This window comes from Streptomyces sp. NPDC048018 (assembly GCF_043202995.1).
In the GTDB taxonomy this organism is placed as follows: Bacteria; Actinomycetota; Actinomycetes; order Streptomycetales; family Streptomycetaceae; genus Streptomyces.
In genome coordinates this window covers 88,678-114,818 of sequence record NZ_JBIDBK010000013.1, presented here as the reverse complement: position 1 = coordinate 114,818, position 26,141 = coordinate 88,678, and the positions used below count along the sequence as shown (strand labels likewise).

The following is a 26,141-nucleotide window of genomic DNA, read 5'->3' as shown; positions in this document are numbered from 1 at the left end:
ACCGCCGCGGCGAACGGCGTGATCTTCGCCTCCGCCAGCGCGCGGACCGTCTCACGGAGCATCTCGTGCTCCTCCGACAGGCGATACAGGTCGAAGTCCTTGGCCATGGTCTGGGGCTCCCCTAGCAATGCTTGTGGCACTTTTGGCACTGAGTACCCTCAGCAAAACACACTCAGTGCCATGGGTCCAGTGGCACGGTGCCGACATGGGCCAGGGGGAGGAAGGCGGGCGGCTCCGGCTCCTCGGCGTCGGGGAGAACGTGGCGGCCGGGGCGCGCCGACGGTGCGGATCACCGGGAGCCCAGGTGATCCGCACCGTCGAGGAATGCGCCGCGCGGGCGGCCGGGCAGTCGGCGGCCGACCTCGCCGAGCCCTGCACGTACGTCGTCGACGGCCAGGGCCGGCTGGGGCTCGCGCTCCCGCGCGGTGAGCACTGCGCCTGCGCGGGGGCGCCGCCGTCCGGGCCGCCGGTGAGATCACCTGGGCGCGGGCCCGGCCGGCACCTGGACGGCGGTGGAGGTGAGCGACCTCACCACCGGTGACGCCCCCGACGCCGGGTGCCGGCCCTCGGTCGCCGCAGCCCTGGACGCCCTCGGCCTCGCCCACCCCGGGGCCTTCCCCCACGCGGCGGTGTTCCGCCGCTGCCCCGCCCCCGCCTGCGGGCGGCCTAACCCCGTCCGGGACGAGGACCACGGGTGCGCGGTGTGGGGGCGGGGCCGCCCGCGGAGTGGGACCCGGGACCCGGGCGGGTCAGAAGCGGTCCGGCGTGAAAAGGGACAGGTCCTGGCTCGCCTTGCCCTCGGTGACGAGTTCCCGCAGGGACTCGCCGATGGCAGGGACGAACTTGAAGGCGTGCCCCGAGGTGCCGGCCGCCACGGTGACGCGGCCGTGTTCCGACGCCCTGCCGATGACGAAGGCCTGGTCCGGGGTGTTGTCGTAGAGGCACACCGCGCTCCGGCGGTAGCGCCCGCTGCCCAGCGCGGGGATGCGGGTGCGCAGGAAGTCCTGGATCTCGGTGATCTCCTCCGGCCGGACGAAGCGGTCCACCAGGTCGGGGTCGGCCGGGGTGCCGCCGCTGTGCACACCCGCCTTCACCCCGCCGTGCAGGCCGTTCGCCGCGGGATGCCCGTAGCCGATCATGCCGGCGCCCTCCCAGATCCAGTACGGGAAGCGGCCCGGCTGGAACGCGGCCGCGCCGCCTTCCGGTTCGAACCACAGCATCACCTTGCGCAGCACCTGCACGGGCAGGTCGAGGCCCGGCAGCAGGCCCGGTGTCCAGCAGCCGGCGGTGACCACCACGTGCCCGACGGCGTACGTCGTGCGCGCCGTGCGGATCTGCACCCCGCGCGGGCTCTCGGTGATCTCGTGGACCTCCTCGTCGAAGCGCAGGTCCGCCGCGTTCCGGCGGGCGAGGTCCAGCTGGACGCGGACCGTCTGCTCGGGCTGGACGTAGCCGGAGCCGGGGTCGTACACGGCGGCCGCGTTGTCGTCCGGGGTGAACTGCGGGTAGCGGGCGTGGACTTCCCCGCCCGTCAGGTACTCGTGCTCCAGGCCGCACTCCCGCGCGCTGGCGAGGGCCGCCGGGACGAGCTCCCCGTCGGCCGGTCCGACGCACACGCCGCCCGTGCGGTGGAAGAGCCGCTCGCCGCTCGCCTCCTCCAGCTCGGCCCAGAGGGCGTAGGCGCGGCGCAGGTACGGCACGTAGCCGGGGCCCATGAAGTACGCCTGCCACACACCGCGGGACTCGCCGTGGCTGGCGCCCTGGTCGTGCACCGGCCCGTACCGCTCCAGGCCGAGGACCCGCAGTCCGGTGGCGGCCAGCGCGTGGCAGGCGGCGCTGCCGAGCCCGCCCAGGCCCACCACGGCGACGTCGTAGCGTTCCATCAGTCGGATCCCTTCCCGTCGGACCGCGGACTCTCGAACCCGGCCATCATGGCGGCCAGCCGGCGGTGCGTCTCGTGCCCGCTCGCGGCGAAGTGGCAGGTGGTGCGCTCGCGGGTGTCCGGCCTCAGCTCCTGGCTGAGCTTGAACATCCCGTCGACCTCGGCCACCTCCAGCTCGAAGGCGCCGACGCCGGGCACGATCCTCTCGAAGTACTCCAGCGAGCCCTTCATGTCCCAGCCCTGCCCGAAGCGCCCTTCGAGCACCTCGACGGTCCGGTGGATCACGCGGAGCGTGTCCTCGCCCGCCGGCAGCGGCCGCAGCGTGCCGCGCACATGCACGGCGGTGAAGTTCCAGGTGGGCGCCGCCGGCGTGTAGCCGTACACCTCGGGGGAGAGGTAGCCGTGCGGTCCGCGGAAGATCAGCAGCGCGGGCTGTGCGCCTTCGGCGAGCCGCTCCCAGTGCGGGTTGGCCCGGTTGAGGTGTCCGAGGAGCCGGTGTCCGCGCAGGTCGGCGGGCCCGGCGGCGAGCGCCGTCTCGACCTCGGCCGGCAGCACGACCGGCAGATGGGTGGCGAACGGGACCGGCTCCGCCCCGGTGACGAGCGTGGCCAGCGGACCGGCGCGCACGACCTCGAGGGCCGCCGCGGGGCTGCCCCGGTAGTGGTCGGGAACGTACACGGCAGTACTCCTTCGTGTCAGGAGGCTGGGGGAGGGTGCGGCTACCGGCGGCGCAGCAGCGAGGCGGCGATCTCCCCGGCCCGTACGGCCGTGTTGGAGAGCAGCGTCGAGGAGAGGCCGTGGGAGTGTTCGGTGGCGCCCTGGACGTAGAGCCCGCAGCGCACGGCGTCCTCCGTGGCGATCCGGTAGTCCCGGGTCATCCGCAGGCCGCCGTCGGCGTCCCGCCGGCAGAGCTTCATGATCTCCGGGTCGACCAGTTCGTCCGGGGCGACCGGACGGTACCCGGTGGCGTACACCAGGTAGTCGGTGCCGACCTCGCGCCGTTCCCGGGTCGGCAGCGACTCGACGGTCAGCCGCAGCCCGTCGGTCCCCTCACGTACGTCCACCAGCCGGGAGACGTTGTCGATGACGAGCCGCCGCTCGTCGGTCACCTTCTCCTGGTACCAGATGCGGTACAGCTCCTCGATCAACTCCTGGTCGACGACGGAGTAGTTGGTGTTGGCGTGACGGTCCACGAGCATCGAGCGGACCGGCTCCGGGGCGCCGAAGAAGGTGTCCACCGCCGCCGGGTCGAAGATCCGGTTGGCGAACGGCGAGTCGTCGGCCGGGTGGTAGCCGTAGGCCGAGAACACCGCCCGCACCTCGGCGCGCGGGAAGCGCCCGTGGAGGTACGCGGTGACCTCGGCCCCGCTCTGGCCGGCGCCGACCACGGTGAAGCGCAGCGGGGCGTCCTCCGGGAGGCCCTCCAGGCGGGTGAGCAGCCGGCCGCTGTGCCAGACGCGCTCCGACTCGGCCGCCCCGTCCGGCAGCCGGGGACGCAGACCGGGGGCCAGGACCACGTTCCGCGCGGTCCGCACCTCGTGGCGGACGGTGCCGGTGTCCGGGCCGGTGTGGGCGAGGTGCACGCGGAAGGAGTGCACCTCGGGCCCCGACCACGTGGGCTCGATCCGCAGGACCTCGCTGCCGTAGCTCACCTGCTCCGCGCAGGCGCGCGCCGCCCAGGCGAGGTAGTCGTGGAACTCGACGCGGCTCGGGAACAGCGCCTTGTGGTTGATGAAGTCGACGAGCCGGCCCCGGTCGTGCAGATAGCCGAGGAAGGAGTACGGGCTGCCCGGGTTCCGCAGGGTCACCAGGTCCTTGAGGAAGTGGACCTGCATGGTGGCGTCCTTCAGGAGCATCCCGCCGTGCCAGGAGAACCGGGGCGAGCGCTCGAAGAAGCGGGCCCGCGGCCCGCCAGGCCCGGCCTCGCCGAGGGCGAGGGCGAGGGCCAGGTTGGACGGTCCGAAGCCGACGCCGAGCACGTCGAGCGGGGCATCGTCCGCCGCCCCGGCCGGGACGGCGGGCCGGGGGTCCCGGGTGGGGCTCACCGGGTCCGTCCGGGGTAGCGGGCGGTGGTCCGGCGGACCAGACGCCGGTGCCCGTCCGGCACCGGCTCGGCACGGTGCATCAGGGAGGGGTTGTCCCAGACCAGCAGGTCGCCGGGGCGCCACACGTGCACGTACTGCCATGCGGCGCGCAGGGTGTGCGCGTACAGCTCGTCGAGCAGGGCGCGGCTCTCGTCCCCGGCGAGACCCTCGATCCGGTCCAGGCACATCTCGTTCAGGTACAGGGCCTCCTCGCCGGTGACCGGGTGGGGGCGCACCAGCGGGTGCGAGACCGGCGGGAAGGCCGCCAGTTCGGCCCGGGCCGCCGCGTCGCCGACCGGCTTGGCCGCCCGCCGCACGGTGGCGTGGTTCCGCCCGAAGTCGTGGACGGCGCGCAGCGGTGCGACCCGGTCCCGCAGGCGCGGCGGCAGCTCTGCCAGCGGCACCCGCAGGTCGTTGAAGTGGGTGCGGCCTCCCTCGGGCGGCACCGCCACGCCGTACAGCAGGGTGGCGTCGGTGGGCTGGGCCCGGAAGGAGGCGTCGCTGTGCCAGTGCTCGGCCGGCCGCCGGGGCGCGCCCCGCGGCGCTTCGCGCATCTCCTCGACGTACGGGCTGTCCGGGTGCGCGGAGGCGGGGTCCCAGGGGAGCGCCGGCGCGCCGAACAGCCCGGTGATCCGCACCTGCTCCGCCGGCGACAGATCGAGGCCGGAGAAGACCAGTAACTGGTGTCTGTACAGGGCCTCGACGAGTTCCGCCGCCTGTTCCCCGGCCTCCGGGGTGTCGAGGCCGGAGTCGAAGACCTCGACGCCGAAGGATCCGTTCAGGGGTTTCACGCTGAGCATCCGCGGGGCTCCTTGCCGCCAGTGTCGCCGTCGTCCGTACCGTCGCGGGCGAGGGGCGGACATCACCGTCCCACCGTCACCGCATTACATCGCAGTCTCCACCCGATAACACCGGGAAGGGCGTGGGACCTTGGTCCTATTGATGCGGCAGGAGGCGCCCTGACACGCTGACCCACCATGGACGCAGCGAAACCGGAAATTCTCTACGACCCCCGTGATCCGAAGATGCGCAGCGACCCCTATCCCTTCTATGCGCGACTGCGCGAAACGGAACCGGTGCACCGGACTCCCTTCGGATTCTGGGTCGTGTCCGGATACGAAGAGGCCGGGCAGCTCCTGCGCGATCCACGGCTCACCAGTGAATTCCACCGGGACAAGAAGTGGGCGGAACACCGGGGCGGTTGGCACAGCCCCGTCGTCGACGACACCCGCATGTGGATGCTGATGCTGGACGGCGGTGCCCACCGGCGTATTCGCGGCCTGGTGAATCCGGTCTTCAACGCGCGTTCCGTGCAGGAGATGCGCCCGCGCATCTCGCGGATCCTGGCGAAGGTCCTGGACGACATGGGCGCGGGCGAGGGCATCGACCTCATCGACGAGCTCGCGCTGCCGCTGCCGGTGACCGTGATCTGCGGCCTGGTCGGCCTGCCCGTCGAGGACCGCGACCAGTGCCGCAAGTGGACGGAGGCGATCGGCCACGTCGTCGACCCCGCACTGGACGAGACCACCATGCGGGCCATGAACGACTCGGTGGTGGAGTTCCGCGCCTACATCGCGGAACACCTGGCCAAACGGCGCAGCGAGCCCCAGGACGACATCCTCACCCGGCTGATGCTGGCCGAGGTGGACGGCGAGCGCCTGTCCGACGACGAGATCATCGCCAACGTCCTGCTGCTCTTCAACGCCGGCCACGAGACCACCGTCAATCTGATCGGCAACGGCATGCTGGCGCTCCTGCGCCACCCCGAGCAGCTGCGGGCGCTGCGGGACGATCCCGGACTCATCGAGGAGGGCGTCGACGAATTCGTCAGGTACGACGCCCCGGTCCAGCTCGTCGCGCGCATCACCACGGCGGATGTCGAGGTCGGGGAGCGGACCATCGCGGCGGGATCGAAACTCATGATTCTGCTGGGCGCCGCCAACCGTGATCCGCGCCGGTACGCGAATCCGGACACGCTGGACATGACGCGGGCCGATATCAAACCACTGGCCTTCGGCGGCGGACCGCACTACTGCATCGGCGCACTCCTCGGAAAGATCGAGGGACGACTCGTCTTCACCGAACTCCTGCGGCGCTACCGCGACATCTCGCTCACCACCGAGGACGTCGTCTGGCGCCCCCACGTGAATTTCCGCGGCCTCAGCGAACTCCGCGTCGACCTCGTCCCCTGACCGGACCGCGCATTCCGGTCCGTGAATTCCCGGTGCCCACCGGCGGCAGGCCCGTCATCCTCAGGAAAGGAACGTTCCCTTGCCGAGTCCGTTGTTGTCCGGCGACACCCTCACCGAATGTTTTCTGCATTACGTCAGGTCGGCACCGGACGCCGTCGCCGTCTTTCCCGGCAGCGAGGAGCGGATCACCGGCGCCGAGCTCGCCGAGTCCTCCCTCTCCTGCGCGATCGGGCTCATGGAGCACGGCGTCGGCCCCGGCGCCGTGGTCGGACTGCTCGTCCCCACCGACGCCCGCTTCCTGAGCCTGTTCTTCGGTGTCCAGCGGGCCGGCGCCGCCTGCAGCGTGCTGCCGCTCCCCGCCGGCTTCGGTGACGAACAGGGCACCGCCCGCCGGCTCGCCCGCGTGCTGCGGGTCGCCGGCATCCGCCACCTCGTCCTCGGCGCCGCCTTCCAGAACCTGGGAGCCCTGCTCACCGAGCAGGTTCCCGGCCTCGTCCTGATCGACCCGGCCGTCGCCGCGCCCGGCGCCGTGCACCGGCTGCCCGCCGTCGACCCCGGCGCCCTGTCCGTCGTGCAGTTCACCTCCGGCAGCACCAGCGACCCCAAGGGCGTGATGCTCACCCAGCGCGCCATGGCCGCCGGTGTCCTCGCCTGCGCGGTCTCCGGCGAGTTCACCCCCGACGACGTCTTCATGCAGTGGGTGCCGACCTTCCACGACATGGGCCTCGTCGGACTCTTCTCCCACCTGCTCAACGGGTCCGACGTGCACGTCTTCACCCCCACCGCCTTCCTGCGCCGCCCCGCGCAGCTCCTCGCGTACTTCGCCGAGCACCGCGGCACGGTGATCACCGGACCCAACTTCTCCTACGAGCAGTTCGTGGACTCCGCCCCCGCCGAACTCGTCAAGGAACTCGACCTGTCCGCCTGGCGTCTCGCCTTCAACGGCGCCGAACCGGTCAGCGCCGAGACCGTCGAGCGCTTCACCCGCCACTTCGCCCCCGCCGGCCTGCGCGACACCGTCATGTACCCGGTGTACGGGATGGCCGAGGCCACCCTCGGCATCACCTTCCCCAAGCCGGGCACCCCGGTCCGCGTCCTGTCCGTCGACCGCGACGAACTCGCCGTGAGCGGCCGGGCCGTGCCCGTGGCCCGGGGCGGCCGCGGCGCCAAGGACGTCGTCGCGCTCGGCGGCGTCGTCCACGGCCTGGAGATCCGCCTCGTCGCCGAGGACGGCCGCGCGTGCGCGCCCGGCGAGCTCGGCGAGGTGCGCATCGCCGGCCCCGCCGTGACCTCCGGCTACTTCGACAACCCGCAGGCCACCGCCGCCGCCTTCGACGGACGCTGGTTCCGCACCGGCGACGTCGGCTTCACCCACGACGGGGACCTGTTCGTCACCGGCCGCACCAAGGACATGGTCATCGTCCGCGGCCAGAACTACTTCCCCGACGACATCGAGGCCGTGGCCCGCGACGTGCCCGGCGTCTACCGCAAGCGCTGCGTCGCCTTCTCCGACACCGAGGGCGACGGCCGCGAGGTGGTCCGCGTGGTCGTCGAGGCGGACCCCCGGCAGGCCGGCGAGGACCTCGGCGCCGAGATCGCCGCCCGGGTGGTGCGCGAGATGGACTTCACCGACGTCCGCGTGCACCTCGTCAAGCCGCGCTGGATCACCCGTACCACCAGCGGCAAATGGCAGCGCGCCCGCACCCGCGAACGCCTCGCGGAACTCTCCCACGGCAGCGCCGCCGAGACCGTCGCCGCAGCCCGAACCGAACCGGAGGACACCCCGTGACCACCCCCCAGAAGCTGGAGACCGCCCGCGACCTCGAAGCGGAGCCGCTGCACAGCTACGACGTCTTCCCGATCTACCAGAACGCCTCGTGGGAGATGAGCGACATCCCCTGGGACGAGTTCCGGCCCGACCTGGTGCGCCCCGAGTACATCGCCTTCGCCATGGGCGCCGTGATGGGCGAGTCCAACTCGATCGCCGCGCAGCACGGCTTCTTCAACGAGTTCGTCGACGACTACGACTTCTCCGCCTTCGTGTGCCTCTGGGGCTACCAGGAACTCCAGCACCACCTGGCGTTCAAGAAGTGGCTGCGGCTGGCCGGCACCGACGTCGGCTACGAGCAGATCAACGCGATGCGGGCCCCGTACCCGCCCGGCATCACCCCGTCGGCGACCCTCGCCACGAACATCATCTCCGAGATCGCCACCAACCACATGTACAAGTGCGTGAGCCGGGTGGCCGAGGAGCCCGTGATCGCCAAGATCATGAAGCGGGCGAGCGGCGACGAGGCCCGCCACGCAAGGGAGTTCATCCACTACACCGCCCGCCGCCTGGTCAGCCGCCCCGAGGAACTGGGCTCGGTCCTGGAGACCTTCTACGTCTACATGGCCGACCCCGAGGGCCGCTACAACCACCCGGTCAGCAAGTTCAAGGGCAACCTCCCCGAACTCGACGGCCACGTCACCATCGACGAGGTCTTCCGCTACTTCGGCCAGGTCGACGACGGCACCGAGTGGGACCGCATCCACCGGCAGCTCTTCAGCACCCTCACGGAACTCACCGGCCGCCCCATCGAGAAGCTCCGCGACATCCGCCGCGTCCTCGCCGAACTGCCCCGCCCCCAGGACGCCGCCTGATGTCCGGGGCCACCCCCGTCGAGCTGCCCTGGCTCGACGAACCCCGCTTCCGCTGCTTCGGCTGCTCCCCGCGCAACCGGATCGGCCTCGCCCTGGAGATGTTCCGGCTCGACGACGGCCGGCTCGCCACCGACATCACCTTCTCCGACGACTACGCCTCCTACCCCGGCGTCGTCCACGGCGGCATCGTGAGCGTCCTCGTCGACGAGCTCATGGGCGACCTGATCGCGCTCGACCGCGGTCTGCTCGCCTTCTCCGTCACCCTGCGCACCAAGTTCCTGCGCCCCCTGCGGACCGGCACGCCCTACCGGGCGGTCGCCCGGATCAGCCGCGAGGGCAGCGGCGTCGTGCACGCCGAGGCGGACGTCCTCGACCTCGACGGCACCCCGCACGTCATGGCGAACTCCGCCTACCAGCCCATCAGTTCGGAGCAGGCCGAGGGCCACATGGGCCTCGTCGGCGCCGACCGCGAACGCCTCGCCCACTACTTCGACCACGCGATTGGATGACCATGTCCCTCCAGGAGTCCGCAGTCCTCGACGAGGTGCGCGCCCAGACCGCCAAGGAACTCGGCATCGACCTCTCCGAGATCGCCGACGAGACCGTCCTCAAGGAGCTGCCCGGCGCCGACTCGGTCCGGCTGCTGCGCGTCGTCGCCCAGATCGAGCGCGTCTACGACGTCGAGTTCGAGGACGAGGACATCTTCGACGTCCGCACGCCCCGCCAGCTCGCGACCCTCGTCCTCGCCCAGGCCGGCGCGGAGGCCTGACATGACCACCCACGCGACCGATGACACCCGCCCGCCGGTGGTGCACGCGGGCCGCGACGGTGACCTCGCCCTCGCCCCCGAGGACGCCCGGCGCGCCACCAACGAGCACTACGAGCTGCCGCCGGAGGTCTTCCGGGCCTTCCTCGACGAGCGGGTCAAGTACAGCTCCGCGCTGTACCGCACACCCGACGCCACCCTGGAGGAGGCGCAGACCGCCAAGCTGCACTTCGTCGCCGACCGGCTGCAGCTGCGCGGCGGCGAGTGCCTCCTCGACATCGGCTGCGGCTGGGGCAGCCTGACCCTCTTCATGGCGGAGGAGTACGGCTGCGAGGTCACCGGGGTCACGCCCTCCGCCCCGCAGGCCGCGTACATCCACGAGAAGGCCGCCGAACGGGGCGTCGCGGACCGCGTCGACGTCCGGGTCGGCTCGTACACCGACCTCGACATCGACGGCCGCTACGACGCCGCCACCATGCTCGGCTCCATCATCCACATGCCCGACCGTGTCGCCGTGCTGCGCAAGGTGTACGACGCGCTGCGCCGCCAGGGCCGGCTCTACCTCTCCGAGAGCTGCTTCCGCAGCGACGAGGTGTACCGGGAGTTCGCCGCCCGGCCCGGCACCCGGCACGTCACCGAGACCATCTTCGGCTTCGCCGACATGGTCCCCTTCTCCCACCTCATCCAGGCGACCGAGTCGGCCGGCTTCAGCCTCGCCGCGCTCGACGACCTCACCGCCCACTACCACCGCACCATCGAGGAGTGGGAACGGCGGGCCGAGGCCAACCGGGACCGCATCGAGGCCGCCGCCCCCGGCATGGCCGACCCGCTCGTGCGCTACCTGCGGGTCGCCAACGCCGGCTGGGGCTACACCTCCAAGCACTACGCCCTGACCGCGGCCAAGTCGCGGCTCGGCCCCAAGGTGGTGGACTGACATGGCGGAGACCGCCGCCCTGCTCGACGACCTGCTGCCGGCGCTCCAGATGCACGAGATCGTCGACCAGGCGGTGACCCGCGCCGGCGAGCGGACCTGGAGCCTCGCCGACCTCGACTGGGACTCCCTGCGCCCCGAACGCCTCACCGAGGCCGACCGCTCCGCCGTGCGGTTCATCACCTTCGTCGAGGACCACATCCCCGGCTACCTCTCGCACTTCCTGGAGGCCTTCCCGGTCGCCGACGCCGAGCAGGAGCTGGAGCGCTTCGGCTTCAACCGGGAGTACTTCCGCTTCCTCGTCGCCTGGGCCTCCGACGAGGAGCGGCACGCCTCCGCGCTCGCCCGCTACCAGGTCGAGACCGGCATGGCGACCCGTGAGGGCATCCTGCAGAGCCTCGCCGAGGAGGGCCGCAAGAAGTTCGAGCTGCCCTACGAGCACCCGGTCCAGTCCTTCACCTACACGCTCGTCCAGGAGAAGGCGACCCAGCTCTTCTACCAGCGCTTCCGCGAGACGGTCAGCGAACCCTTCCTCAAGGAGCTGCTCGGCCGCCTCGCCCGCGACGAGGCCCGCCACTTCGCCTTCTACAGCAACCTCGTCGGCGCCTACGTCGCCCGGGACGGCGCCGCCGCGGTCCCCGGCCTCAAGGACGTCATCGCCTCCTTCCGGATGCCGCTCGCCGACACCATGAAGGGCTACTGGCGCTGGTCCCTCAAGGTCGCCGACTCCACCGCCTACGACCACACCGAGGCCTACGACGCGGTCGTACGCCTGGTCCGCGGCTTCGTCGACACCCCCGGAGAGCCGAGCGTCGCGGACCTGGGCGAGTTCGTCCAGGCGATCCGGCGCGTCCGGTGACCCGGGGCGTACGGGGCGTACGGGGCGTGGGGGTGCGGGCGTTGGGGGTACGGGGCCCGGGGGTGCGGGCCCTGGGCGTACGGGGCCCGGGGGTGCGGAGCCCGGGCCGTCTGTGAACGCGGCCCCGGCCGGCCCGGGCGGCGCGCCCGCCCGGGTCACGGTCGTGCACTGCGACTGGGCCGGGCGAACCGCCCCCGAGACCCCGCTCGGCCCTCGCGAACGCGCCCACGCCGCACGGCTCGACGGCGGCCGGCGCGCCGAATGGGTCCGCACCCGGCTCACCGCCAAGGCCGCGCTCGTCCGGGCCGGCGCGCCGCGGCACGCCGAGATCCTGCCGGAGCCCGGCGGCGCCCCACGCCTCCACGGCGCACCCCGCCGATGGGCCGTCTCGCTCTCCCACACCGGGGAGCTGACCGCGTGCGCGGTCTCCGAAGCGGGGGCGCCCTCCCTGATCGGCGTGGATGTCGAACCCGTCGACGCCCGCAACGACATCCTGCTGCCCCGGCTGCTCGGCCCGGACGAGCCGCCCCGGCTCGGCCCGGGACCCGGGCCGCCGGGACTGCTCGCCACGGTCCTCGTGGCCGCCAAGGAGGCCGCCCTCAAGGCCTATCGGCGCCCCTCGCCGGCCCTGCGCGCCTACCGGCTGCGCCAGGACGCCGCCGGGGGGCTGCACGTCCGCGTCGCGGACGGCCCGCACCCCGCGCTGCGCGTGTGGTGGACCTGCCGCGCCGGGCTCGTGACCGCCGTGTGCGCGGCGGGCGCCCGTCCGCCCGAGCAGTACGCCCTGTCCGCCGATGCCGTTCTCGCCGCCCTGGCGGGTCCGGCGCCGGGCTCGTGACCGCCGTGTGCGCGGCGGGCGCCCGCCCGGGCGGTACGCGCTGTCAGCGGACGCCGTCCTCGCCGTCCCTGCGGCTGCCGGCACCCGCCCGCCCCGCGCCCCGCACGACGCCCTTCGGCGACGGCGGAGGCGCGGGGCGGGCGCGTACGGGAGTCAGTGGCGGATCACCCCCGTGCTGTCGCCGCGCAGCACCGCCTCGCCGTCCTGGTTGGTGATCTCGATGTCGAACTCCACGCCCGTGCCAGAGCGCACCTCGCTCAGCGCGCGCACGGTCACCTCCGCCGTGATCGTGTCGCCGGACCAGACGGGCCGAAGGAACTCCCAGCCCATCCGCCGCGCGATGAAGTGCAGCTGCCCGCCGACCTTCGTGGCGAGCGACGCCGTGAGCAGGCCGTGGGCCATCGCCCGGCCCTGCTCGGGCAGATGGTGCCGGCCGCGGTCCCCGGCGAGGTCGGCGAAGGCGACGATGTCCTCGTCGGTGATCGTCCGGCTCTCGCGCAGCACCTGGCCGACCTTCAGGTCGGGGGCGTCGCTCATCGGGCGACCTCCGCGGCGGGGGCCTTCGGGGCCTTGTCACGGATCAGGCAGCTGCTCTTGCCCACGGCGCACAGCCGGCCGTCCGAGTCCACCACCCGGCAGGACGCCATGCCGCGGTTGCGGCCCAGGTGCACGACCTCGGCGTCCACCGTGACGAGGCCCGAGGCCTCGTGCACCGGGCGCAGGAAGTCCACGTTCAGGTCGAGGGTGACGATGTCCTTGTCCTCGGGGATCGCGGAGAGGATCGAGCAGCCCAGCGCCGAGTCGATGACCGTCGACAGGATGCCGCCCGCGAGCAGCCCGAGGTGGTTCGTGAAGAAGTTCTTCACCGGCATCGTGAACTGCACCGTGCCCGGGTCGGCTTTGACCACCTCGATACCGAGGACCTGCGCGACGGGCGGCGCGACGATATCGCCCGAGATGAGTCCGCGCAGATAGGACAGACCCGTAGCGTCGGCCTGGGTGGCGAAAAGGGGCCCCTGATCCCGCCATTCGAGTACGGCGGTGTGAGTGCGGGGGGCATGTACCTCTGACACTTCGCTCCTCCATGTGAGCGCCGGACATGAGGACGCCAGTCTGGCAGCCCGCTCCGACCAGCCGCAACATGCAGTGACGCAAGTCAAGTTGACGATCCGGCAGCTCCCTGGGCCAAACGTCCCAAGGCCCTTTCGTTGACAGTGGGGGATTGCGGGCCGTTTGATGAAATAACGTTCGGGTGCACCGCTCCGCGATTGGATTGATGACTTCGATGGACCGTGAAATTCGATCGTCGCCAAGCCGTTTCGCCCGCCTTCTCGGGGTGGGCGCCTACCGCCCCGGACGGGTGGTCGGAAACGAGGAGATCTGCCGGTTCATCGATTCCGACAGCGCCTGGATAGAAGCGCGGTCGGGAATTATGACGCGGCATTTCGCCGATCCTGCCGAGACCGTTCCCGTGATGGGCGCGCGGGCCGCCGAGAAAGCGCTGAGCGCGGCCGGGCTCGCCCCGTCCGACGTCTCCTGCGTGATCGTCGCGAGCATGTCGTACCTCCACCAGGCGCCGCCCGCCGCGGCCGCCTGCGCCGCCGAGCTCGGCGCCCGCGGGGCCGCCGCCTTCGACCTCGGCGCGGCCTGCGCCGGCTTCTCCCACGGCCTGGCGGTGGCCTCCAGCCTCGTGTCCGGTGGGCAGGCGGAGCACGTGCTGGTGGTGGGTTCGGAGCGGATGAGCGACATCGTCGACCCCCGCGACCGCTCGACGGCCTTCATCTTCGGCGACGGGGCGGGCGCGGCCGTGGTGGGCCCGTCCGCCGAGCCGGGCATCGGCCGCGCCGTGTGGGGCACCGACACGGAGCACCTGCGGGCCATCGAGCAGAGCCGGTCCTTCGCCGAACTGCGGCGCGACCCGCTGGTGCGGTGGCCGTTCCTGGAGATGGCGGGCCCCGAGGTGTTCCGCTGGGCGATCGGCGCGGTCGCGGAGGTGTGCCGGGAGGCCCTGGAGGTGGCCGGGGTGACCGCGGCGGACATCGAGGCCTTCGTGCCGCACCAGGCGAACGTGCGGATCATCGACGCGGCCGTGAAGGCGATGGGCCTGCCGGCCTCCGTCGAGGTCGCGCGGACGGTCCGCGACGACGGGAACGTCTCCGGGGCGTCCATCCCGCTCGCCCTCGACACCCTGACCGCCGCCGGCCGGGTGCGGCCGGGAGGGCTCGTCCTGACGGCCGGCTTCGGCTCCGGCCTCAGCTACTCCGCCCAGGTCCTCATCGCCCCCTGACCCCCTCCTCCGCCCCGCTCCGGCGCGGATGTCCGCCCCGGCTCCGTGCGGGCCCGTTCGTGGGTGTGCGTTCCGCTCCGGGGGCGGGGGTGCGCCGCGGTCCGTGGGGGTCCGTTCGTCCCTCCTCCGTGGGTGTTCGTCCCGCTCCTGCGTCGCCGCGATCCGCTCGCTCGCCCCCTCCGTGTGGGCAATCGTCCCGCTGGGGCGGGACGGGTGGGCACACGGGACGTCAGCCCTTGCCGGGCCCAGGCTCCCCGCGCGCAGGCCCGCCCCGAGAGCGCTCGCGCCCGGACGCCGCCCGGCGCGGCGCCCCGCGTGGGGACGTCCGCCCGGCGGGGCGCGGACCGGGCCCGTGCGTTCACGGGGTCCGGGGCCTCCACGGGGGCGGGGGTGTCCGGACTGCGAGCTTCCCTTCGCTTCCCTTCGCTTCCCTTCGCTTCGCTCGGGAAGGTCGCCGCCACGTCCGGACACCCCCACCCCCGCTCCGGCCCCGGACCCCTCCCCGCCGTCGTCGGCGCCAGGACGCCCGCCCTCCGGGCCCCGACCGCAGGGGGCTCGGGCGCCGCGTCAGGCTCCCGGCGGCGTGGCCGGGCCCGCCGGCCCGCGGTCGTCGCCCGGGCCCAGGCCCTCCATCGCCCGCAACTGGTCCAGTATCGCCTTCGCGAATTCGAGTCCCTTGGGGGAGAGGCCGACCGCGCGCATGGCCACGCCGGTCACCCCCGCGCGCTCCAGGGATTGCAGATCCTGTTGGGTGATTCCGGCGTCGCGCCAGGCGGCGAGTTCGTCGAGTTTCTTCTCCGTACGAGCCGCGGAATCGTCGTCGAAGAAATATGACACCGGAACCCCGAAGAATTTCGCCAGTGCTTCCAGGTGGTGCAACCGAGGATTTCCCCGTTCGCCCTTGCGGAGATACGCGATGTACTGCTTCGAAATGTCGCCGCCCCGGTCCCGGATCGCCCGGGCGACCTCCTCGTTGCTGAACGGGCCACGGCCACGCGGGTGGACGGTCTCGAAGAGGCGGTTCAGCCTCTGGGCCAGCGATCCGGGTGGCTGTGTACCCATATGTCCCAACTCCTCTGGTCTCTTTGCTGACAACTGGAGGCGTGCGTGGGGGGCGACGGCGGCCACGCCAGTTGACGAGGCTGTGACGGCGACGTAGTGTCCACGAGGGATCGACGGAGCATTCACGGTAGTACCTCGTACGGAGGCTACTGCATGCCAAGTGCTCCCTCAATGTCCATGCCATCACTTGTTCTTGGGGTGTGCATGGAGCCTCCGGCCCGGCCTGCCGTGAGGCCAATCCACAAGGAACCGAGCGACTTTCGACGACGCTCAGATGTGACTGTGCGGACAATCCCACCCGTCCGTCCGTACGAATTCACCGAGCGCCTGTTTTCTCATGCCCTTCACGAGAGGCAAGGAGGAGGCACGACGTGGAAGAAGCGCCGGCCGTGAAGCTCACCTGCCGGGAGTTAGGTGTACTGCGCCTGCTGTCCCGGGGGTTGAGCAACCGGCTCATCGCCCGAAGGCTCGACATTTCCGAGAAGACCGTCAAGAACCATCTCAGCGGCATCTATCCGAAGATCGGCGCCACCGACCGCACCCAGGCCGCGCTCTACGCCCAGCGTGTCGGCCTGACCGAGGCGGTGCCCTGCGCCCCGGTTCCCGCCCACCTCCCCGAGGCGCCCGCCGCCGGCCCCGCCCTCACCGCCCGCGAACGCGGTGTACTCCGGCTGCTCGCCCGGGGGTTGAGCAACCGGCTGATCGCCCGCAGACTTGACATATCCGAGAAGACCGTGAAGAACCATCTGAGCGGCATATACCCGAAGATCGGGGCCGCCGACCGTACCCAGGCCGCCCTCTACGCCCAGCGCGTGGGCCTCGCCGCCTGAGCGACCGACAACAGGATCTTTTTCCGGGCGCATCCCTGCCACATGATGGAACCAGGGCAGTGTCGTGTGGAGGGGGAGCCATGAAGCGCCGTCATCTACGCCGAAAATGCGGCGATCTGATCCAGAGTCTCGACCTCGCCGTCCCCTTCTCGGTGGAGGACCTCTGCGACCAGATCGCCGACCGGCGCGGGCGCGCCATCCGGCTTGCGCCCCTGGCGTTCCCGCCCAGCGGACCCGCCGGACTCCTCGTCTCCACCGCGACCGTCGACTACGTCTTCTACGAGGCACACACGACGACCACCCATCAGACCCATGTCGTGGTGCACGAGTTAGGGCACCTGCTGTGGGGCCACTCGTCCTCCGGACCGGGACTCGGCGTCCTCCTCCCCGAGGACATCGACCCCGCCCTGATCCAGCACATGCTCGGCCGCACCCACTACAGCCGCCCCGAGGAGTACGCCGCCGAGTACTTCGCCACCCAGGTGCTGCGCCTCGTCAGCGGACCTCCCCTCGACACCGCCGCGGTCCCGCCCGACACGGTCGACCTCGTCGCCCGGCTCGAACGCTCGCTTCACCACGGCCACGGTCCCCGGACGTGACCGGCGGGACGCTCGAAAACGTCTTCAGCTACACGCACACCCTCTCCGGGCTCGTCAGCCTCAGCGCCTTCGGCTACAAATGGCGCGACCTCCGGCGCGACCCGGACAACCTGGCCCTGCGCGCCCTGTGCGGCACCCGCCTCTTCAACGGGCTCGCCTACCTGGTGCTCGCCCCGGTGACCTACCGGTGGATCGGGGCGCACACCGGGATCCCCAACCTGGGCACGCTCGTCGGCCACTGCTTCATCGTCCTCGGCGCCCTGTCGGCGCACGTCATGGTCGCCGGCTGGTTCGGCTCGCCCGAGGAGGCCCGGCGCCGGCTGCCCCGGATCGCGATGCTCTACCTCGGCGCGGTCGCCGTCATGACGGGGCTGTTCCTCGCCGCGCCGCTGCCCGGCGCCCATCCCGTGGACTTCGAGGTCCACTTCGCCACCCATCCGACCGCCGGCGCCTACGTGGTCGTCTTCCTCGTCACGTACGGACTCAACCTCGCCAACACCGCCCGGCACACCTGGCCCTCCTCGCGCGGCCTGGCCCGGCCCTGGCTCGCCCAGTCGCTGCGGCTCGCCGCCGTCGGCTCCGTCTTCGTGCTGGGCTTCATCCTCGGGAAGCTCCTCGGGGTCCTCGGCCGCTGGGGCGGCACGACCTCCCTGGACCGGGCCGCCGTCCTGTGGAGCCCCCTCATGGCCAGCGCGGGATCCCTGGTCATCGTCGTCGGCTACACCCTGCCGGGCTGGGGTGCCCGGCTCTCCAACCGCCTCGACCGGTACCGGTCCTACCGCACCCTGCACCCGCTGTGGTCCGCGCTGTGCGAGGCGGCCCCCGGCATCGCCCTCTTCGAACCGCGCTCCCCGCGGCTCGCGTTCCTCGGCGCCGACCTGCACACCCGGCTCTACCGGATGGTCATCGAGATCAGGGACGGGCAGCGGCTGCTGCGCCCCTACGTGTGCGAGGACTGCGAGCAGCGCCTGCGGGACCGGCTCGTCGGGACGCAGCCGGCCCCCGGCGACCGCACCGACCTCCTCCTGGAGGCGGCCGTCCTCGATCTGGCGATCCGCCGCAAACGCGCGGGCCGGGAGCCCTCCGGCGACGACGGCGGCCCGGGTTCGCGCCAGTCCGGGAGTGAGTTCGCCGACGAGCTGACCTGGCTGCGGCACGTCGCCGAGGCGTACGTCCGGGTGGCGGGGGAGTGCGGCAGGCGGCGCGGGCCCGACGTCTGCGGCTGCACGGCGGTCCCCGCCGCCGGCTCAGTACGATGGGATACCGCCTGACCGGCGGAAACGGCGAAGCCGCCGGACCGCGGCGCGGACCGGCGGGCGGGAAGGACGAGGGCGTGGCGGAGAGCGGCAGGGCGGGGCGCAGGCGCGGCCAGGGAGAGCTGGAGGCCCAGGTGCTCGCGGTGCTGAGGGACGCCCCCGGCCCGGTTCCCGTCGTCTGGGTGCAGGAACGTCTCGGCGGCGATCTCGCCTACACCACCGTCATCACCATCCTCACCCGCCTGCACGGCAAGGGTGCCGTCGCCCGCGACCGCGCCGGCCGCTCCTTCCGGTGGACGGCCGTCGCCGACGAGGCCGGGCTCGCCGCCCTGCGGATGCGCAAGGTCCTCGACGCCGAGAGCGACCGCCAAGCGGTCCTCGCCAGCTTCGTCACGGCCCTCTCGCCGAACGACGAGCGACTGCTGCGTGAACTCCTCGGCGAGGAGCCCGAAGACAGAGGGGACGGCGCCGAGGAGGGCGGAGACTAGCGCCCATGGGGGTCTTCGTCTTCCTGCCGCTGCTGCTTCCGCTGACCGCCTGGCCGGTCGCGCGGCTCGCGGAGCACCGGCTGCACCCGCGCACCGCGACCCGGCTGCTCACCGGCTTCGCCGTGGTCCTCGCCGTCTGCAGCACCCTGTGCCTCGCCCTGCTCATGGTCGTCGGCACCGCCCAGCTCCCCGGCAATCCCCTGCCGGACGGCTGGTCCGACCCCGAGGTGCGGGCCGCCCTGCCCTACGACGAGATCGCCGGGCGGGCCGCGATCCCCGTGCTCGGCGCCGTGGCCGTTGCCTGTCTGCACGCCCTGGCCGGCCATCTGCGGGTGCGCCGCCGCGCCGAGCGGGCGCTCGCCGGGCTGCCGGGCCGCCCGGTGGCGGTGCTGCCCGACTCCGCCCCCTACGCCTACGCCCTGCCGGGGCGGCGCGGACGGCGCGACCGGGTGGTGGTCAGCGCCGGCATGCTCGCGGCGCTCCGCCCGGCCGAGCGCCGCGCGCTGTTCGCCCATGAGCGGGCCCATCTGGACGGGCGTCACCAACGGTATCTGCTCGGGGTGCGCCTCGCCGCCCGGGCCAATCCGTTCCTGCGCCCGCTGGGCACCGCGGTCGCCTACACCGCCGAGCGGTGGGCCGACGAGGAGGCGGCCGCCGCCGTCGGCAGCCGCCGTACCGTCGCCCGCGCGATCGGCCGGGCGGCGCTCCTCGCCCCCGTGCCCCCGGCGCACCCGCTCGCCGGATTCGCCCGGCCTGGCCCCGTGCCGCGCCGGGTCGCCGCGCTGCTCGCCGGGGCGCCCGCGGCGCGGGCCTGGCCGCCGGTGTTCACCGCGGTGGGCCTGGCCGTGTGGGGCGCCGTCGCCGGAGCGACCGTGTCGGCGTTCTCCTCCGCCAACTCGGCCGTCACGCTCTACCAGGTCCTGCACACGGCCGCACCGCCGGCCTAGTCCCGCCTGCCGGAAGGCCCGGCGTCAGCCTGCGGGGCGGCGGCGCCGCCCCGCAGGCCCCGGCCGGGCGCCCGGCCGCTACAGGTCGAACTCGTGCGGCGGCAGGTCGAGCGCGAAGCAGGCCTCCCGCACCACGGCCTGCTCGGTCTTGTCGAAGTCGCCGTCGGCGCCGCCGATGACGATGCCGATCTGAACGACCGCACGGGCCTCGGCCGGCTTCTTCTTCGCCTTGGCGATCTCCTGGAGCACGCTCACCTTGCCGAAGTCGAAGTCGGCGGCCAGCTTGTCCAGATTGGCGTCGAAGCGACGCTGCAGATCCGTCGCGTCGAAGTTCTGCAGCACCTCGTTTCCCGCGATGAGCTGGGCCACCCGGCGCCGCTCGGACGGGTCGACGGTGCCGTCCGCGGCAGCGACGAGCGCGCACATCGCCATGCTCGCGTCGCGGAACGCGCCGCTCTTGAGGTCGTTCTTCTTCGCGGTCAGCTGGGTCTGCATCGTCGATGCGGACTCCTTGAGGCGGTCCCACAGGGCCATGTGCCGGCACTCCAGAGGTCGGTTACTTCTACGTCTCTGTAGAACGCGGCAGGTGTCGGCCGAGTTCCCCGGGCGGCGGAGATCCTTCCGGGGCTACCGTGGAGCCGTGCTGTCCGTGCTGCGCAACCGCACCTTCAGGCGCCTGTTCACCGCCCAGGTCGTCGCCCTCCTCGGCACGGGCCTCGCCACCGTGGCCCTCGCCCTGCTCGCCTACGACCTCGCCGGCGCCGATGCCTCCGCCGTCCTGGGCACCGCGCTCGCGCTCAAGATGGCCGCCTACGTCACCGTCGCCCCCCTCGCCGGAGCACTCGCCGCCCGGGTCCCCCGGCGGAGCCTGCTCGTCGGGGCGGACCCGATCCGCGCGGCGGCCGCCCTCGCGCTGCCGCTGGTGAGCGAGGTGTGGCACGTCTACGCCCTGGTCCTGCTGCTCCAGGCCGCCTCCGCCACCTTCACCCCCGCCTTCCAGGCCACCGTCCCCGAGGTGCTGCCCGGCGAACGCGCCTACACCGAGGCGCTGTCCCTCTCCCGGCTCGCCTACGACCTGGAGAGCCTCGTCTCGCCCGTCCTCGCCGCCGCGCTCCTCGCCCTCGTCCCCTACTCCTGGCTGTTCGCCGGCACGGGCGTCGGCTTCCTCGCCTCCGCGCTGCTGGTGCTGTCCACCGCCCTGCCCGGGCGGCGCGGGCCCGCCGCAGGGTACGAGCGGAGGCCGGCCGCCCGCATGACGGCCGGCGTCCGGCTGCTGCTGGCCACTCCGCGGCTGCGCGCCCTGCTCGCCCTCGATCTGGCCGTGGCCGCCGCGGGCGCGGTCGTCCTGACCGGCACCGTCGGCGTGGTCCGCACCACCCTGGGCCGCCCGGCGGGAGATGTCGCCCTCGCCCTCGGCGCCTACGGCGCGGGCTCCATGGGCGTCGCCCTGCTGCTGCCCCGGCTCCTCGACCGGCGCGACGACCGGCCCGTCATGCTGGCGGGGGCCTTCGCCCTGCCCGGGGTGCTCGGCGCGCTCGCGCTCACCGTCACCGCCGGCGGGGGAGCCGTGGCCTGGGCCGGGCTGCTGGGCGCCTGGTTCCTGGCCGGCGCGGCGATCTCCGCGGTGCTCACCCCCGGTGGCCGGGTGCTGCGCCGCTCTGCCGACTCCGCCGACCTCCCGGCGGCCTTCGCCGCGCGGTTCTCCCTCTCGCACGCCTGCTGGCTGCTCACCTACCCGTCGGCCGGATGGCTGGTCGCCCGTACCGGACCGGGGCCGCCTGCGGTGCTCCTGGGCGGTCTCGCGCTGCTCGCCGCCCTGGCCGCCGCCCGGCTCTGGCCGCGCACGGACCCGGCGGCGCTGCCGCACGCCCACCCCGAGCTGCCCGCCGACCACCCGCACCTGGCAGGGACGGCGGGTCCCCACGCGCACGTCTTCCACATCGACGCCCTGCACCACCGCTGGCCCGCGGCGGCCTCCTGAGAGCTCCGGGCGCGCGAAACGCCGGACGGCGGTGGGGCAGTGCCCCACCGCCGTCCGGCGTGTGCGTCCGTACTCCGGCGGATCAGGCCGCGGGAGCCGGGAAGGTCGGGTACTCGACGCCCGAGACGTGCTGGACGACCCGGATGACCTGGCAGGAGTAGCCGAACTCGTTGTCGTACCAGAGGTACAGGATCGCGTTGTCGCCGTCGACCTTGGTCGCGCCGGCGTCGACGATGGACGCGTGGCGCGAGCCGACGAAGTCCATCGAGACGGCGTCGGGGGCCGTGGTGAAGTCGATCTGGCGCTTCAGCGGCGAGTGCAGCGAGACGTCGCGGAGGTACTCGAGGACCTCGTCACGGGTGGTCTCGCGGCCCAGGCGCAGGCTCAGGATCGCGATCGAGACGTCCGGGACGGGGACGCGGATCGAGCTGCCCGTGATCGGCGCCTTCAGGTCGGGCAGCGCCTTGGCCACGGCGGAGGCGGCACCCGTCTCCGTGATGACCATGTTGAGCGGCGCGGAACGCCCGCGGCGGTCGGCCTTGTGGTAGTTGTCCAGCAGGTTCTGGTCGTTCGTGAACGAGTGGACGGTCTCCACGTGACCGCGCAGCACACCGTACTCGTCGTCCATGGCCTTGAGCGGCGGGACGATCGCGTTGGTGGTGCAGGAGGCGCAGGACAGGATCTGCTCGTCCGGCTTGATCGTGTCGTGGTTGACACCGTGCACGATGTTCGGGACGTCGCCCTTGCCCGGGGCGGTCAGGACGACCTTGTCGATGCCCGGACGCAGGTGCTTCGACAGGCCCTCGCGGTCGCGCCACTTGCCGGTGTTGTCGATGAGGATGGCGTTGTCGATGCCGTACGCCGTGTAGTCGACCTCGGAGGGGTCGTTGGCGTAGATCACGCGGATCGCGTTGCCGTTGGCGACGATCGTGCTGTTGGCCTCGTCGACCGTGATCGTGCCCTGGAACTGGCCGTGGATGGAGTCGCGGCGCAGCAGGGAGGCGCGCTTCACCAGGTCCTGCTCGCCGCCACCGCGGACGACGATGGCGCGCAGGCGCAGACCGTTGCCGGAGCCGGCCTTCTCGATGAGCAGGCGGGCCACCAGGCGGCCGATGCGGCCGAAACCGTAGAGGACGACGTCACGGCCGTCGCGGCGCTCGATCTTGTTGGCGCCGGTGGCGCCGGCGACGGCGTCGGCGGTGAACTCCGCCACCGACAGGCCGCGCTCGTCGGTCCGGAACGACTCGGCCAGGAGGCCGATGTCGATCTGGGAGGGACCCAGGTCGAGCGTGGTCAGCGCCTGCAGGAACGGCAGGGTCTCGGTGACCGAGAGCTCCTCGCCGACGATCTGGCGGGCGAATCGGTGGGTCTTGAGAATGCTGACCACCGACTTGTTCACCAGGGAGCGGCTGTGAACGAGGACGGTGACGTCCTGCTCTCGGTGCAGCTTCCCGATGATCGGAATCATGGACTCCGCGATTTCCTCGCGGTGCTTCCAGTTTGTGAACGAGTCCTCGTTGACAGTCACAGTGCATCTTTCGAGCTAGACGGTGCTCATATGCTAACCCGCCCGATCTGATGTGCGGCAGGGGGGTCCTGTGTGGTTCTGGCCACGGGGGTGTCAAGGCGGGTTTCCGGCGGGTAACATCACCTCGCACCCATCTGACGCACCGTCAACTATTGCGCCCGTCAGCCCCGGAGGCCCGCCGATGCGACGCCCTGCCGCTCCGCTGCTCGCCCTGATCGCCGTCCTCGCCGCCGTCCTCGCGGGCCCCCCGGCCCCGGCCCAGGCCCGGACCGCCGCCGCTCCCCACCGCCCGGTGATCCTCGTCCACGGCTACAACGCCGACCCCGGCGTCTGGGGAGGCCTCGACGCCCGGCTCCGGGCCGCCGGCTACACCGACGGCGAGATCCACCGCTGGGGCTACGACACCCACCAGTCCGTGAACGAGGTGCTCGCCGGCCGCTTCGCCGCCTACGTCGAGGACGTCCGCCGGCGCACCGGGGCCGACACGGTCGACATCGTCGCCCACTCCTACGGCAGCCTGCCCACCCGCTGGTACCTGAAGTACGGCGGCGGCACCGCCGCCGTCGCCCACTGGATCTCCCTCGGAGGCCCCAACCACGGCACGGGCGTCGCCTGGGCCTGCGCCCTGTGGGACCAGGCCTGCCGTGACATGACCCCCGGCAGCTGGGTGCAGAAGCGGCTCGCCGAGGGCGACGAGACCCCGGGAGCGGTCGCGTACACCACCTTCTGGTCCGGCTGCGACGAGGTGATCAACCCCGACGGCAGCGTCCCGCTCGCCGGCGCGGACAACCGGCCGGCGGGCTGCCTCGACCACAACGCCCTCCTCGGCGACGAGGCCGTCGCCCGCGGCGTGCTCGCCGCCCTGGCCGGCTGACCGGCCCGCCGCCCTCGACCGGCCGGAGCCGGGGCGGCGCGCCGGTCCGGTCAGGCGAAGCGCACCTCCGCCGTGGCGTGCCGCGGCTCCCGGCCGGTGGCGACCCGCAGCAGCGCGCCCTCCCCGGCCGGGCCGCCGCCGACCGTCAGCGGCTCATCCGCGTACACCGGGCGGCGCAGGCGGTACGCGAGGGAGCGCACCCGCCGCTCCGGGGCGTGCCGGCGCACCACGTCCAGCATCAGCAGGGCCAGCAGCGGGCCGTGCACGACGAGACCCGGACGGTCTTCCTCGTCCCGGCAGTAGTCCGCGTCGTAGTGGATGCGGTGGGCGTTCGCGGTCAGTGCGCTGAAACGGAAGAGGAGCGTCGGCCCGGGACACAGCGCCAGCCGCCACGGGTCCCCGGTCCCGGGCGGGCCCCCGTCCCCCGCCCGGCCCTCCGGCGGTGCGACCGGCGGGCCGGCCGGGGGTGCGACCGACGGGGGTGCGACCGCCCGGGGCGCGACGTCCGGGGGCGCGACGTCCGGGGGCGCGCCGTTCCGTGAAGCGACGTCCCCGGAGGATGCTCCCGCCCCGGCCCGGAAGGCGCCCGCAGAGGAGACGCCCTCCGGGACAGCGCGGTCCGGGACAGCGCCCTCCGGGACAGCGCGGTCCGGGGAAGCGTTCGCCGGGGAGGCACCGCCCTGGGGCAGGTCCTCCGGGGAAGCGCCCGTCAGGGAGGCGTCCGCCGGTGCGGCCTGCCGCGACCCGCTCGGGGTGGCCGGCCCCGACCGGTAGACGATGTCCTGCTCCTCCATCAGGCACAGCCGCCCGCCCTGGCGGAACTCGCGCCGCTCGGTCACGAACAGCAGGTCCCCGCTGCGCCCGCGCCTGGCCGTGACCTCCCCGAGGGAGGCGACCCGCTCGGCCGGTTCGCCGAGCCGCAGCGGCGCCGTGATCGCGCAGCGCCCGCCCGCCCACATGCGCTGCCGGGCGGGTACGGGCGGCAGGAAGTGCCCGTGCGCCGGATGCCCGTCCGGCCCGAGCTCCCGCCCGGCCGGCCAGTCCAGGAAGTACAGCCAGTGCCACAGGGGCGGCAGCTCTCCGCCGTCCGCCGCGACCGGCCCCGGCAGGTCGAGCACCGCCGAGAGGGCGGCCACGGGCCCGGCGGGCAGCGGGTCCACGGCGGAGACGGGGCCGGGACGCCAGCCCTCTGCGTATCGGCCGATCGGCGGGGGGCCGGCGCTCACGCCGACTCCCCGGCAGGGCCGGTCGCGGACGCCAGGAAGGCGCGCACCAGGCTCCCAGCCTCCGCCCGGCACTCCTCGAAGTACGCGTGCCGGGCCCCCGGGAAGAGGTGGGTGCGGGCGCCGGGGATCCGTGAGGCGAGCAGCGGCAGGTTGTCCGGCGGGGTGAGCCGGTCCTGGTCGCCGTGCAGCAGCAGGGTGGGCGCGGCGATCCCCGGCAGCGCGTCCCAGGCGTCGTGCCCGTTGCTCGCCAGGAGATGCGCGTGCCGCGCGTGCGCCGGCATCCGGGGGTCGCCGAGCGTGCGGTACGGGCCGGGGTGCGCGGCCCGCCAGCCGGGGGAGTACATCAGGTCGGCCAGGGCCAGACGGACGGCGTCGGCGTCCGGCCGGGCGAGGGCGCGGCGTACGGCCGCGTCGCGTTCCACGGCCCGCGGGCCGCCGGGGGACGTGCAGCCGAGGACCAGCCGGCGGACCCGCCGCGGATGGGCGATCGCGATCCACTGGGCGACCCGGCCGCCCATCGAGGTGCCGTAGACGTCCGCCCTCTCGATCCCGAGCGCGTCCAGGACGGCGACCACGTCGTCCGCGAACTGCCGGGTGGAGTAGGGACCCCGGGGCTTGTCGCTGTCGCCGGTGCCGCGCGCGTCCAGCGTCAGGGTGGAGTGCGTGGCGTGGAAGTCCTCGCGCACGGCGTCCCACCAGTGGTGGTCGTTGGCCTGCCCGGCGAGCAGCACCAGCGGCGGGCCCTCGCCGCGGTGCTGGTATGCCAGGGCGGTGCCGTCCTGGGCGCGGGCGAAGGCCACGGGGAGGGGAGCGGGCTCGGTCATGGACTCCTCGTCACGGACGCGTGGTGTCATGAGTGCCCCTGACG

At 73.0% G+C, this 26,141-nt stretch carries 28 protein-coding genes; 17 read left to right on the top strand and 11 right to left on the bottom strand.

Translation table 11 applies throughout. The features are described from left to right. Positions 1-205: 205 nt before the first annotated feature. Positions 206-541 carry a hypothetical protein gene (locus tag ACGF1Z_RS33305; RefSeq protein WP_393009980.1) on the top strand — a complete coding sequence of 112 codons (336 nt, stop codon included), beginning with the start codon at positions 206-208 and terminating at the stop codon, positions 539-541. A 208-nt stretch (positions 542-749) separates the two neighbouring features. Here the strand turns inward: ACGF1Z_RS33305 and solA are convergent, their stop codons facing one another. The 4 genes from solA to ACGF1Z_RS33285 are packed head-to-tail and all read right to left on the bottom strand — an operon-like array spanning position 750 to position 4,766. After that, positions 750-1,883, bottom strand: coding sequence for an N-methyl-L-tryptophan oxidase (solA, locus tag ACGF1Z_RS33300; RefSeq protein WP_393009978.1), 1,134 nt, complete (start codon positions 1,881-1,883; stop codon positions 750-752). Beyond that, positions 1,883-2,560 (bottom strand): FMN-binding negative transcriptional regulator, encoded by a 678-nt coding sequence (locus tag ACGF1Z_RS33295; protein WP_393009976.1) that lies wholly within the window; start codon positions 2,558-2,560, stop codon positions 1,883-1,885. The genes solA and ACGF1Z_RS33295 overlap by 1 nt, the downstream gene beginning before the upstream one ends. 41 nt (positions 2,561-2,601) lie before the next feature. After that, complete coding sequence (locus tag ACGF1Z_RS33290) at positions 2,602-3,927, bottom strand: lysine N(6)-hydroxylase/L-ornithine N(5)-oxygenase family protein (RefSeq protein ID WP_393009975.1); 1,326 nt, start codon at positions 3,925-3,927, stop codon at positions 2,602-2,604. Continuing rightward, positions 3,924-4,766: a TauD/TfdA dioxygenase family protein gene (locus tag ACGF1Z_RS33285; protein ID WP_393009973.1), complete on the bottom strand. Its 843-nt coding sequence runs from the start codon at positions 4,764-4,766 to the stop codon at positions 3,924-3,926. Before ACGF1Z_RS33285 ends, ACGF1Z_RS33290 begins: the two co-directional genes overlap by 4 nt. 177 nt (positions 4,767-4,943) lie before the next feature. Here ACGF1Z_RS33285 and ACGF1Z_RS33280 point away from each other — a divergent pair, with 177 nt between their 5' ends. The 8 genes from ACGF1Z_RS33280 to ACGF1Z_RS33245 all read left to right on the top strand — a co-directional run bounded on the left by ACGF1Z_RS33280 (position 4,944) and on the right by ACGF1Z_RS33245 (position 12,195). Continuing rightward, positions 4,944-6,158, top strand: coding sequence for a cytochrome P450 (locus tag ACGF1Z_RS33280; protein ID WP_393009971.1), 1,215 nt, complete (start codon positions 4,944-4,946; stop codon positions 6,156-6,158). A gap of 79 nt (positions 6,159-6,237) precedes the next feature. Beyond that, positions 6,238-7,947 (top strand): AMP-binding protein, encoded by a 1,710-nt coding sequence (locus ACGF1Z_RS33275; RefSeq protein ID WP_393009969.1) that lies wholly within the window; start codon positions 6,238-6,240, stop codon positions 7,945-7,947. After that, on the top strand, positions 7,944-8,801 hold the full coding sequence (locus tag ACGF1Z_RS33270; protein ID WP_393009967.1) for a ferritin-like domain-containing protein: 858 nt from the start codon (positions 7,944-7,946) through the stop codon (positions 8,799-8,801). Before ACGF1Z_RS33275 ends, ACGF1Z_RS33270 begins: the two co-directional genes overlap by 4 nt. Further along, positions 8,801-9,310, top strand: a complete 510-nt coding sequence (locus tag ACGF1Z_RS33265; protein ID WP_393009965.1) for a PaaI family thioesterase — start codon at positions 8,801-8,803, stop codon at positions 9,308-9,310. The genes ACGF1Z_RS33270 and ACGF1Z_RS33265 overlap by 1 nt, the downstream gene beginning before the upstream one ends. Next, a complete protein-coding gene (locus ACGF1Z_RS33260; RefSeq protein WP_393009963.1) occupies positions 9,307-9,570 on the top strand; it encodes an acyl carrier protein in 264 nt (87 codons plus the stop codon). The genes ACGF1Z_RS33265 and ACGF1Z_RS33260 overlap by 4 nt, the downstream gene beginning before the upstream one ends. 1 nt (position 9,571) lies before the next feature. After that, positions 9,572-10,501 (top strand): SAM-dependent methyltransferase, encoded by a 930-nt coding sequence (locus tag ACGF1Z_RS33255; RefSeq protein WP_393009961.1) that lies wholly within the window; start codon positions 9,572-9,574, stop codon positions 10,499-10,501. A gap of 1 nt (position 10,502) precedes the next feature. Continuing rightward, positions 10,503-11,357, top strand: a complete 855-nt coding sequence (locus tag ACGF1Z_RS33250) for an acyl-ACP desaturase (protein WP_393009959.1) — start codon at positions 10,503-10,505, stop codon at positions 11,355-11,357. Positions 11,358-11,469: 112 nt separating this feature from the next. Beyond that, positions 11,470-12,195 (top strand): 4'-phosphopantetheinyl transferase family protein, encoded by a 726-nt coding sequence (locus tag ACGF1Z_RS33245; RefSeq protein WP_393009957.1) that lies wholly within the window; start codon positions 11,470-11,472, stop codon positions 12,193-12,195. Positions 12,196-12,348: 153 nt separating this feature from the next. Here the strand turns inward: ACGF1Z_RS33245 and ACGF1Z_RS33240 are convergent, their stop codons facing one another. Together ACGF1Z_RS33240 and ACGF1Z_RS33235 are read right to left on the bottom strand one after the other, a co-directional pair. After that, positions 12,349-12,732: a hypothetical protein gene (locus ACGF1Z_RS33240; RefSeq protein WP_393009955.1), complete on the bottom strand. Its 384-nt coding sequence runs from the start codon at positions 12,730-12,732 to the stop codon at positions 12,349-12,351. Then, a complete protein-coding gene (locus ACGF1Z_RS33235; protein ID WP_393009953.1) occupies positions 12,729-13,268 on the bottom strand; it encodes a PaaI family thioesterase in 540 nt (179 codons plus the stop codon). The genes ACGF1Z_RS33240 and ACGF1Z_RS33235 overlap by 4 nt, the downstream gene beginning before the upstream one ends. A 203-nt stretch (positions 13,269-13,471) precedes the next feature. Between ACGF1Z_RS33235 and ACGF1Z_RS33230 the strand changes: the two genes are divergently transcribed. Beyond that, complete coding sequence (locus ACGF1Z_RS33230) at positions 13,472-14,482, top strand: beta-ketoacyl-ACP synthase 3 (protein ID WP_393009951.1); 1,011 nt, start codon at positions 13,472-13,474, stop codon at positions 14,480-14,482. 567 nt (positions 14,483-15,049) lie between these two features. Here the strand turns inward: ACGF1Z_RS33230 and ACGF1Z_RS33225 are convergent. Continuing rightward, positions 15,050-15,544, bottom strand: coding sequence for a helix-turn-helix domain-containing protein (locus tag ACGF1Z_RS33225; RefSeq protein ID WP_393009949.1), 495 nt, complete (start codon positions 15,542-15,544; stop codon positions 15,050-15,052). 371 nt (positions 15,545-15,915) lie between these two features. On the opposite strand from ACGF1Z_RS33225, the gene ACGF1Z_RS33220 reads away from it, so the two are divergent. From ACGF1Z_RS33220 to ACGF1Z_RS33200, 5 genes are all read left to right on the top strand, one after another. Then, positions 15,916-16,374 (top strand): response regulator transcription factor, encoded by a 459-nt coding sequence (locus ACGF1Z_RS33220; RefSeq protein ID WP_393009947.1) that lies wholly within the window; start codon positions 15,916-15,918, stop codon positions 16,372-16,374. A gap of 80 nt (positions 16,375-16,454) precedes the next feature. Continuing rightward, positions 16,455-16,973, top strand: a complete 519-nt coding sequence (locus ACGF1Z_RS33215; RefSeq protein ID WP_393009945.1) for a hypothetical protein — start codon at positions 16,455-16,457, stop codon at positions 16,971-16,973. Next, positions 16,970-18,244, top strand: a complete 1,275-nt coding sequence (locus ACGF1Z_RS33210; protein ID WP_393009943.1) for an MAB_1171c family putative transporter — start codon at positions 16,970-16,972, stop codon at positions 18,242-18,244. Before ACGF1Z_RS33215 ends, ACGF1Z_RS33210 begins: the two co-directional genes overlap by 4 nt. Positions 18,245-18,306: 62 nt before the next feature. After that, positions 18,307-18,717 (top strand): BlaI/MecI/CopY family transcriptional regulator, encoded by a 411-nt coding sequence (locus ACGF1Z_RS33205; protein WP_393009995.1) that lies wholly within the window; start codon positions 18,307-18,309, stop codon positions 18,715-18,717. 5 nt (positions 18,718-18,722) lie between these two features. Next, the gene (locus ACGF1Z_RS33200; protein WP_393009941.1) at positions 18,723-19,664 is read left to right on the top strand and encodes a M56 family metallopeptidase; all 942 of its coding nucleotides are present in this window, start codon (positions 18,723-18,725) and stop codon (positions 19,662-19,664) included. Positions 19,665-19,742: 78 nt separating this feature from the next. Here the strand turns inward: ACGF1Z_RS33200 and ACGF1Z_RS33195 are convergent, their stop codons facing one another. Continuing rightward, positions 19,743-20,198: a tellurite resistance TerB family protein gene (locus tag ACGF1Z_RS33195; RefSeq protein ID WP_393009939.1), complete on the bottom strand. Its 456-nt coding sequence runs from the start codon at positions 20,196-20,198 to the stop codon at positions 19,743-19,745. Between the two features lie 106 nt (positions 20,199-20,304). Here ACGF1Z_RS33195 and ACGF1Z_RS33190 point away from each other — a divergent pair, with 106 nt between their 5' ends. Then, positions 20,305-21,645 (top strand): MFS transporter, encoded by a 1,341-nt coding sequence (locus ACGF1Z_RS33190; RefSeq protein WP_393009937.1) that lies wholly within the window; start codon positions 20,305-20,307, stop codon positions 21,643-21,645. Positions 21,646-21,727: 82 nt separating this feature from the next. On the opposite strand, the gene ACGF1Z_RS33185 is transcribed toward ACGF1Z_RS33190, so the two are convergent. Beyond that, complete coding sequence (locus ACGF1Z_RS33185; RefSeq protein ID WP_393009935.1) at positions 21,728-23,173, bottom strand: glyceraldehyde-3-phosphate dehydrogenase; 1,446 nt, start codon at positions 23,171-23,173, stop codon at positions 21,728-21,730. A gap of 181 nt (positions 23,174-23,354) precedes the next feature. Between ACGF1Z_RS33185 and ACGF1Z_RS33180 the strand changes: the two genes are divergently transcribed. Further along, positions 23,355-24,047: an esterase/lipase family protein gene (locus tag ACGF1Z_RS33180; protein ID WP_393009934.1), complete on the top strand. Its 693-nt coding sequence runs from the start codon at positions 23,355-23,357 to the stop codon at positions 24,045-24,047. A 50-nt stretch (positions 24,048-24,097) separates the two neighbouring features. Here ACGF1Z_RS33180 and ACGF1Z_RS33175 read toward each other — a convergent pair whose 3' ends face one another. Together ACGF1Z_RS33175 and ACGF1Z_RS33170 are read right to left on the bottom strand one after the other, a co-directional pair. Next, a complete protein-coding gene (locus ACGF1Z_RS33175) occupies positions 24,098-25,273 on the bottom strand; it encodes a hypothetical protein (RefSeq protein ID WP_393009932.1) in 1,176 nt (391 codons plus the stop codon). After that, on the bottom strand, positions 25,270-26,097 hold the full coding sequence (locus ACGF1Z_RS33170; RefSeq protein WP_393009993.1) for an alpha/beta fold hydrolase: 828 nt from the start codon (positions 26,095-26,097) through the stop codon (positions 25,270-25,272). The genes ACGF1Z_RS33175 and ACGF1Z_RS33170 overlap by 4 nt, the downstream gene beginning before the upstream one ends. Between the last annotated feature and the right edge of the window lie 44 nt (positions 26,098-26,141).

Excerpts from the sequence above, each read along its gene's own strand:
- ACGF1Z_RS33280 (WP_393009971.1), top strand. The coding sequence starts at position 4,944 with ATGGACGCAGCGAAACCGGAAATTCTCTACGACCCCCGTGATCCGAAG.
- ACGF1Z_RS33200 (WP_393009941.1), top strand. The coding sequence starts at position 18,723 with ATGGGGGTCTTCGTCTTCCTGCCGCTGCTGCTTCCGCTGACCGCCTGG.
- ACGF1Z_RS33230 (WP_393009951.1), top strand. The coding sequence starts at position 13,472 with ATGACTTCGATGGACCGTGAAATTCGATCGTCGCCAAGCCGTTTCGCC.
- ACGF1Z_RS33260 (WP_393009963.1), top strand. The coding sequence starts at position 9,307 with ATGACCATGTCCCTCCAGGAGTCCGCAGTCCTCGACGAGGTGCGCGCC.
- solA (WP_393009978.1), bottom strand. The coding sequence starts at position 1,883 with ATGGAACGCTACGACGTCGCCGTGGTGGGCCTGGGCGGGCTCGGCAGC.
- ACGF1Z_RS33215 (WP_393009945.1), top strand. The coding sequence starts at position 16,455 with ATGAAGCGCCGTCATCTACGCCGAAAATGCGGCGATCTGATCCAGAGT.
- ACGF1Z_RS33195 (WP_393009939.1), bottom strand. The coding sequence starts at position 20,198 with ATGGCCCTGTGGGACCGCCTCAAGGAGTCCGCATCGACGATGCAGACC.
- ACGF1Z_RS33170 (WP_393009993.1), bottom strand. The coding sequence starts at position 26,097 with ATGACCGAGCCCGCTCCCCTCCCCGTGGCCTTCGCCCGCGCCCAGGAC.
- ACGF1Z_RS33255 (WP_393009961.1), top strand. The coding sequence starts at position 9,572 with ATGACCACCCACGCGACCGATGACACCCGCCCGCCGGTGGTGCACGCG.
- ACGF1Z_RS33225 (WP_393009949.1), bottom strand. The coding sequence starts at position 15,544 with ATGGGTACACAGCCACCCGGATCGCTGGCCCAGAGGCTGAACCGCCTC.
- ACGF1Z_RS33180 (WP_393009934.1), top strand. The coding sequence starts at position 23,355 with ATGCGACGCCCTGCCGCTCCGCTGCTCGCCCTGATCGCCGTCCTCGCC.
- ACGF1Z_RS33250 (WP_393009959.1), top strand. The coding sequence starts at position 10,503 with ATGGCGGAGACCGCCGCCCTGCTCGACGACCTGCTGCCGGCGCTCCAG.
- ACGF1Z_RS33265 (WP_393009965.1), top strand. The coding sequence starts at position 8,801 with ATGTCCGGGGCCACCCCCGTCGAGCTGCCCTGGCTCGACGAACCCCGC.
- ACGF1Z_RS33305 (WP_393009980.1), top strand. The coding sequence starts at position 206 with ATGGGCCAGGGGGAGGAAGGCGGGCGGCTCCGGCTCCTCGGCGTCGGG.
- ACGF1Z_RS33240 (WP_393009955.1), bottom strand. The coding sequence starts at position 12,732 with ATGAGCGACGCCCCCGACCTGAAGGTCGGCCAGGTGCTGCGCGAGAGC.
- ACGF1Z_RS33285 (WP_393009973.1), bottom strand. The coding sequence starts at position 4,766 with ATGCTCAGCGTGAAACCCCTGAACGGATCCTTCGGCGTCGAGGTCTTC.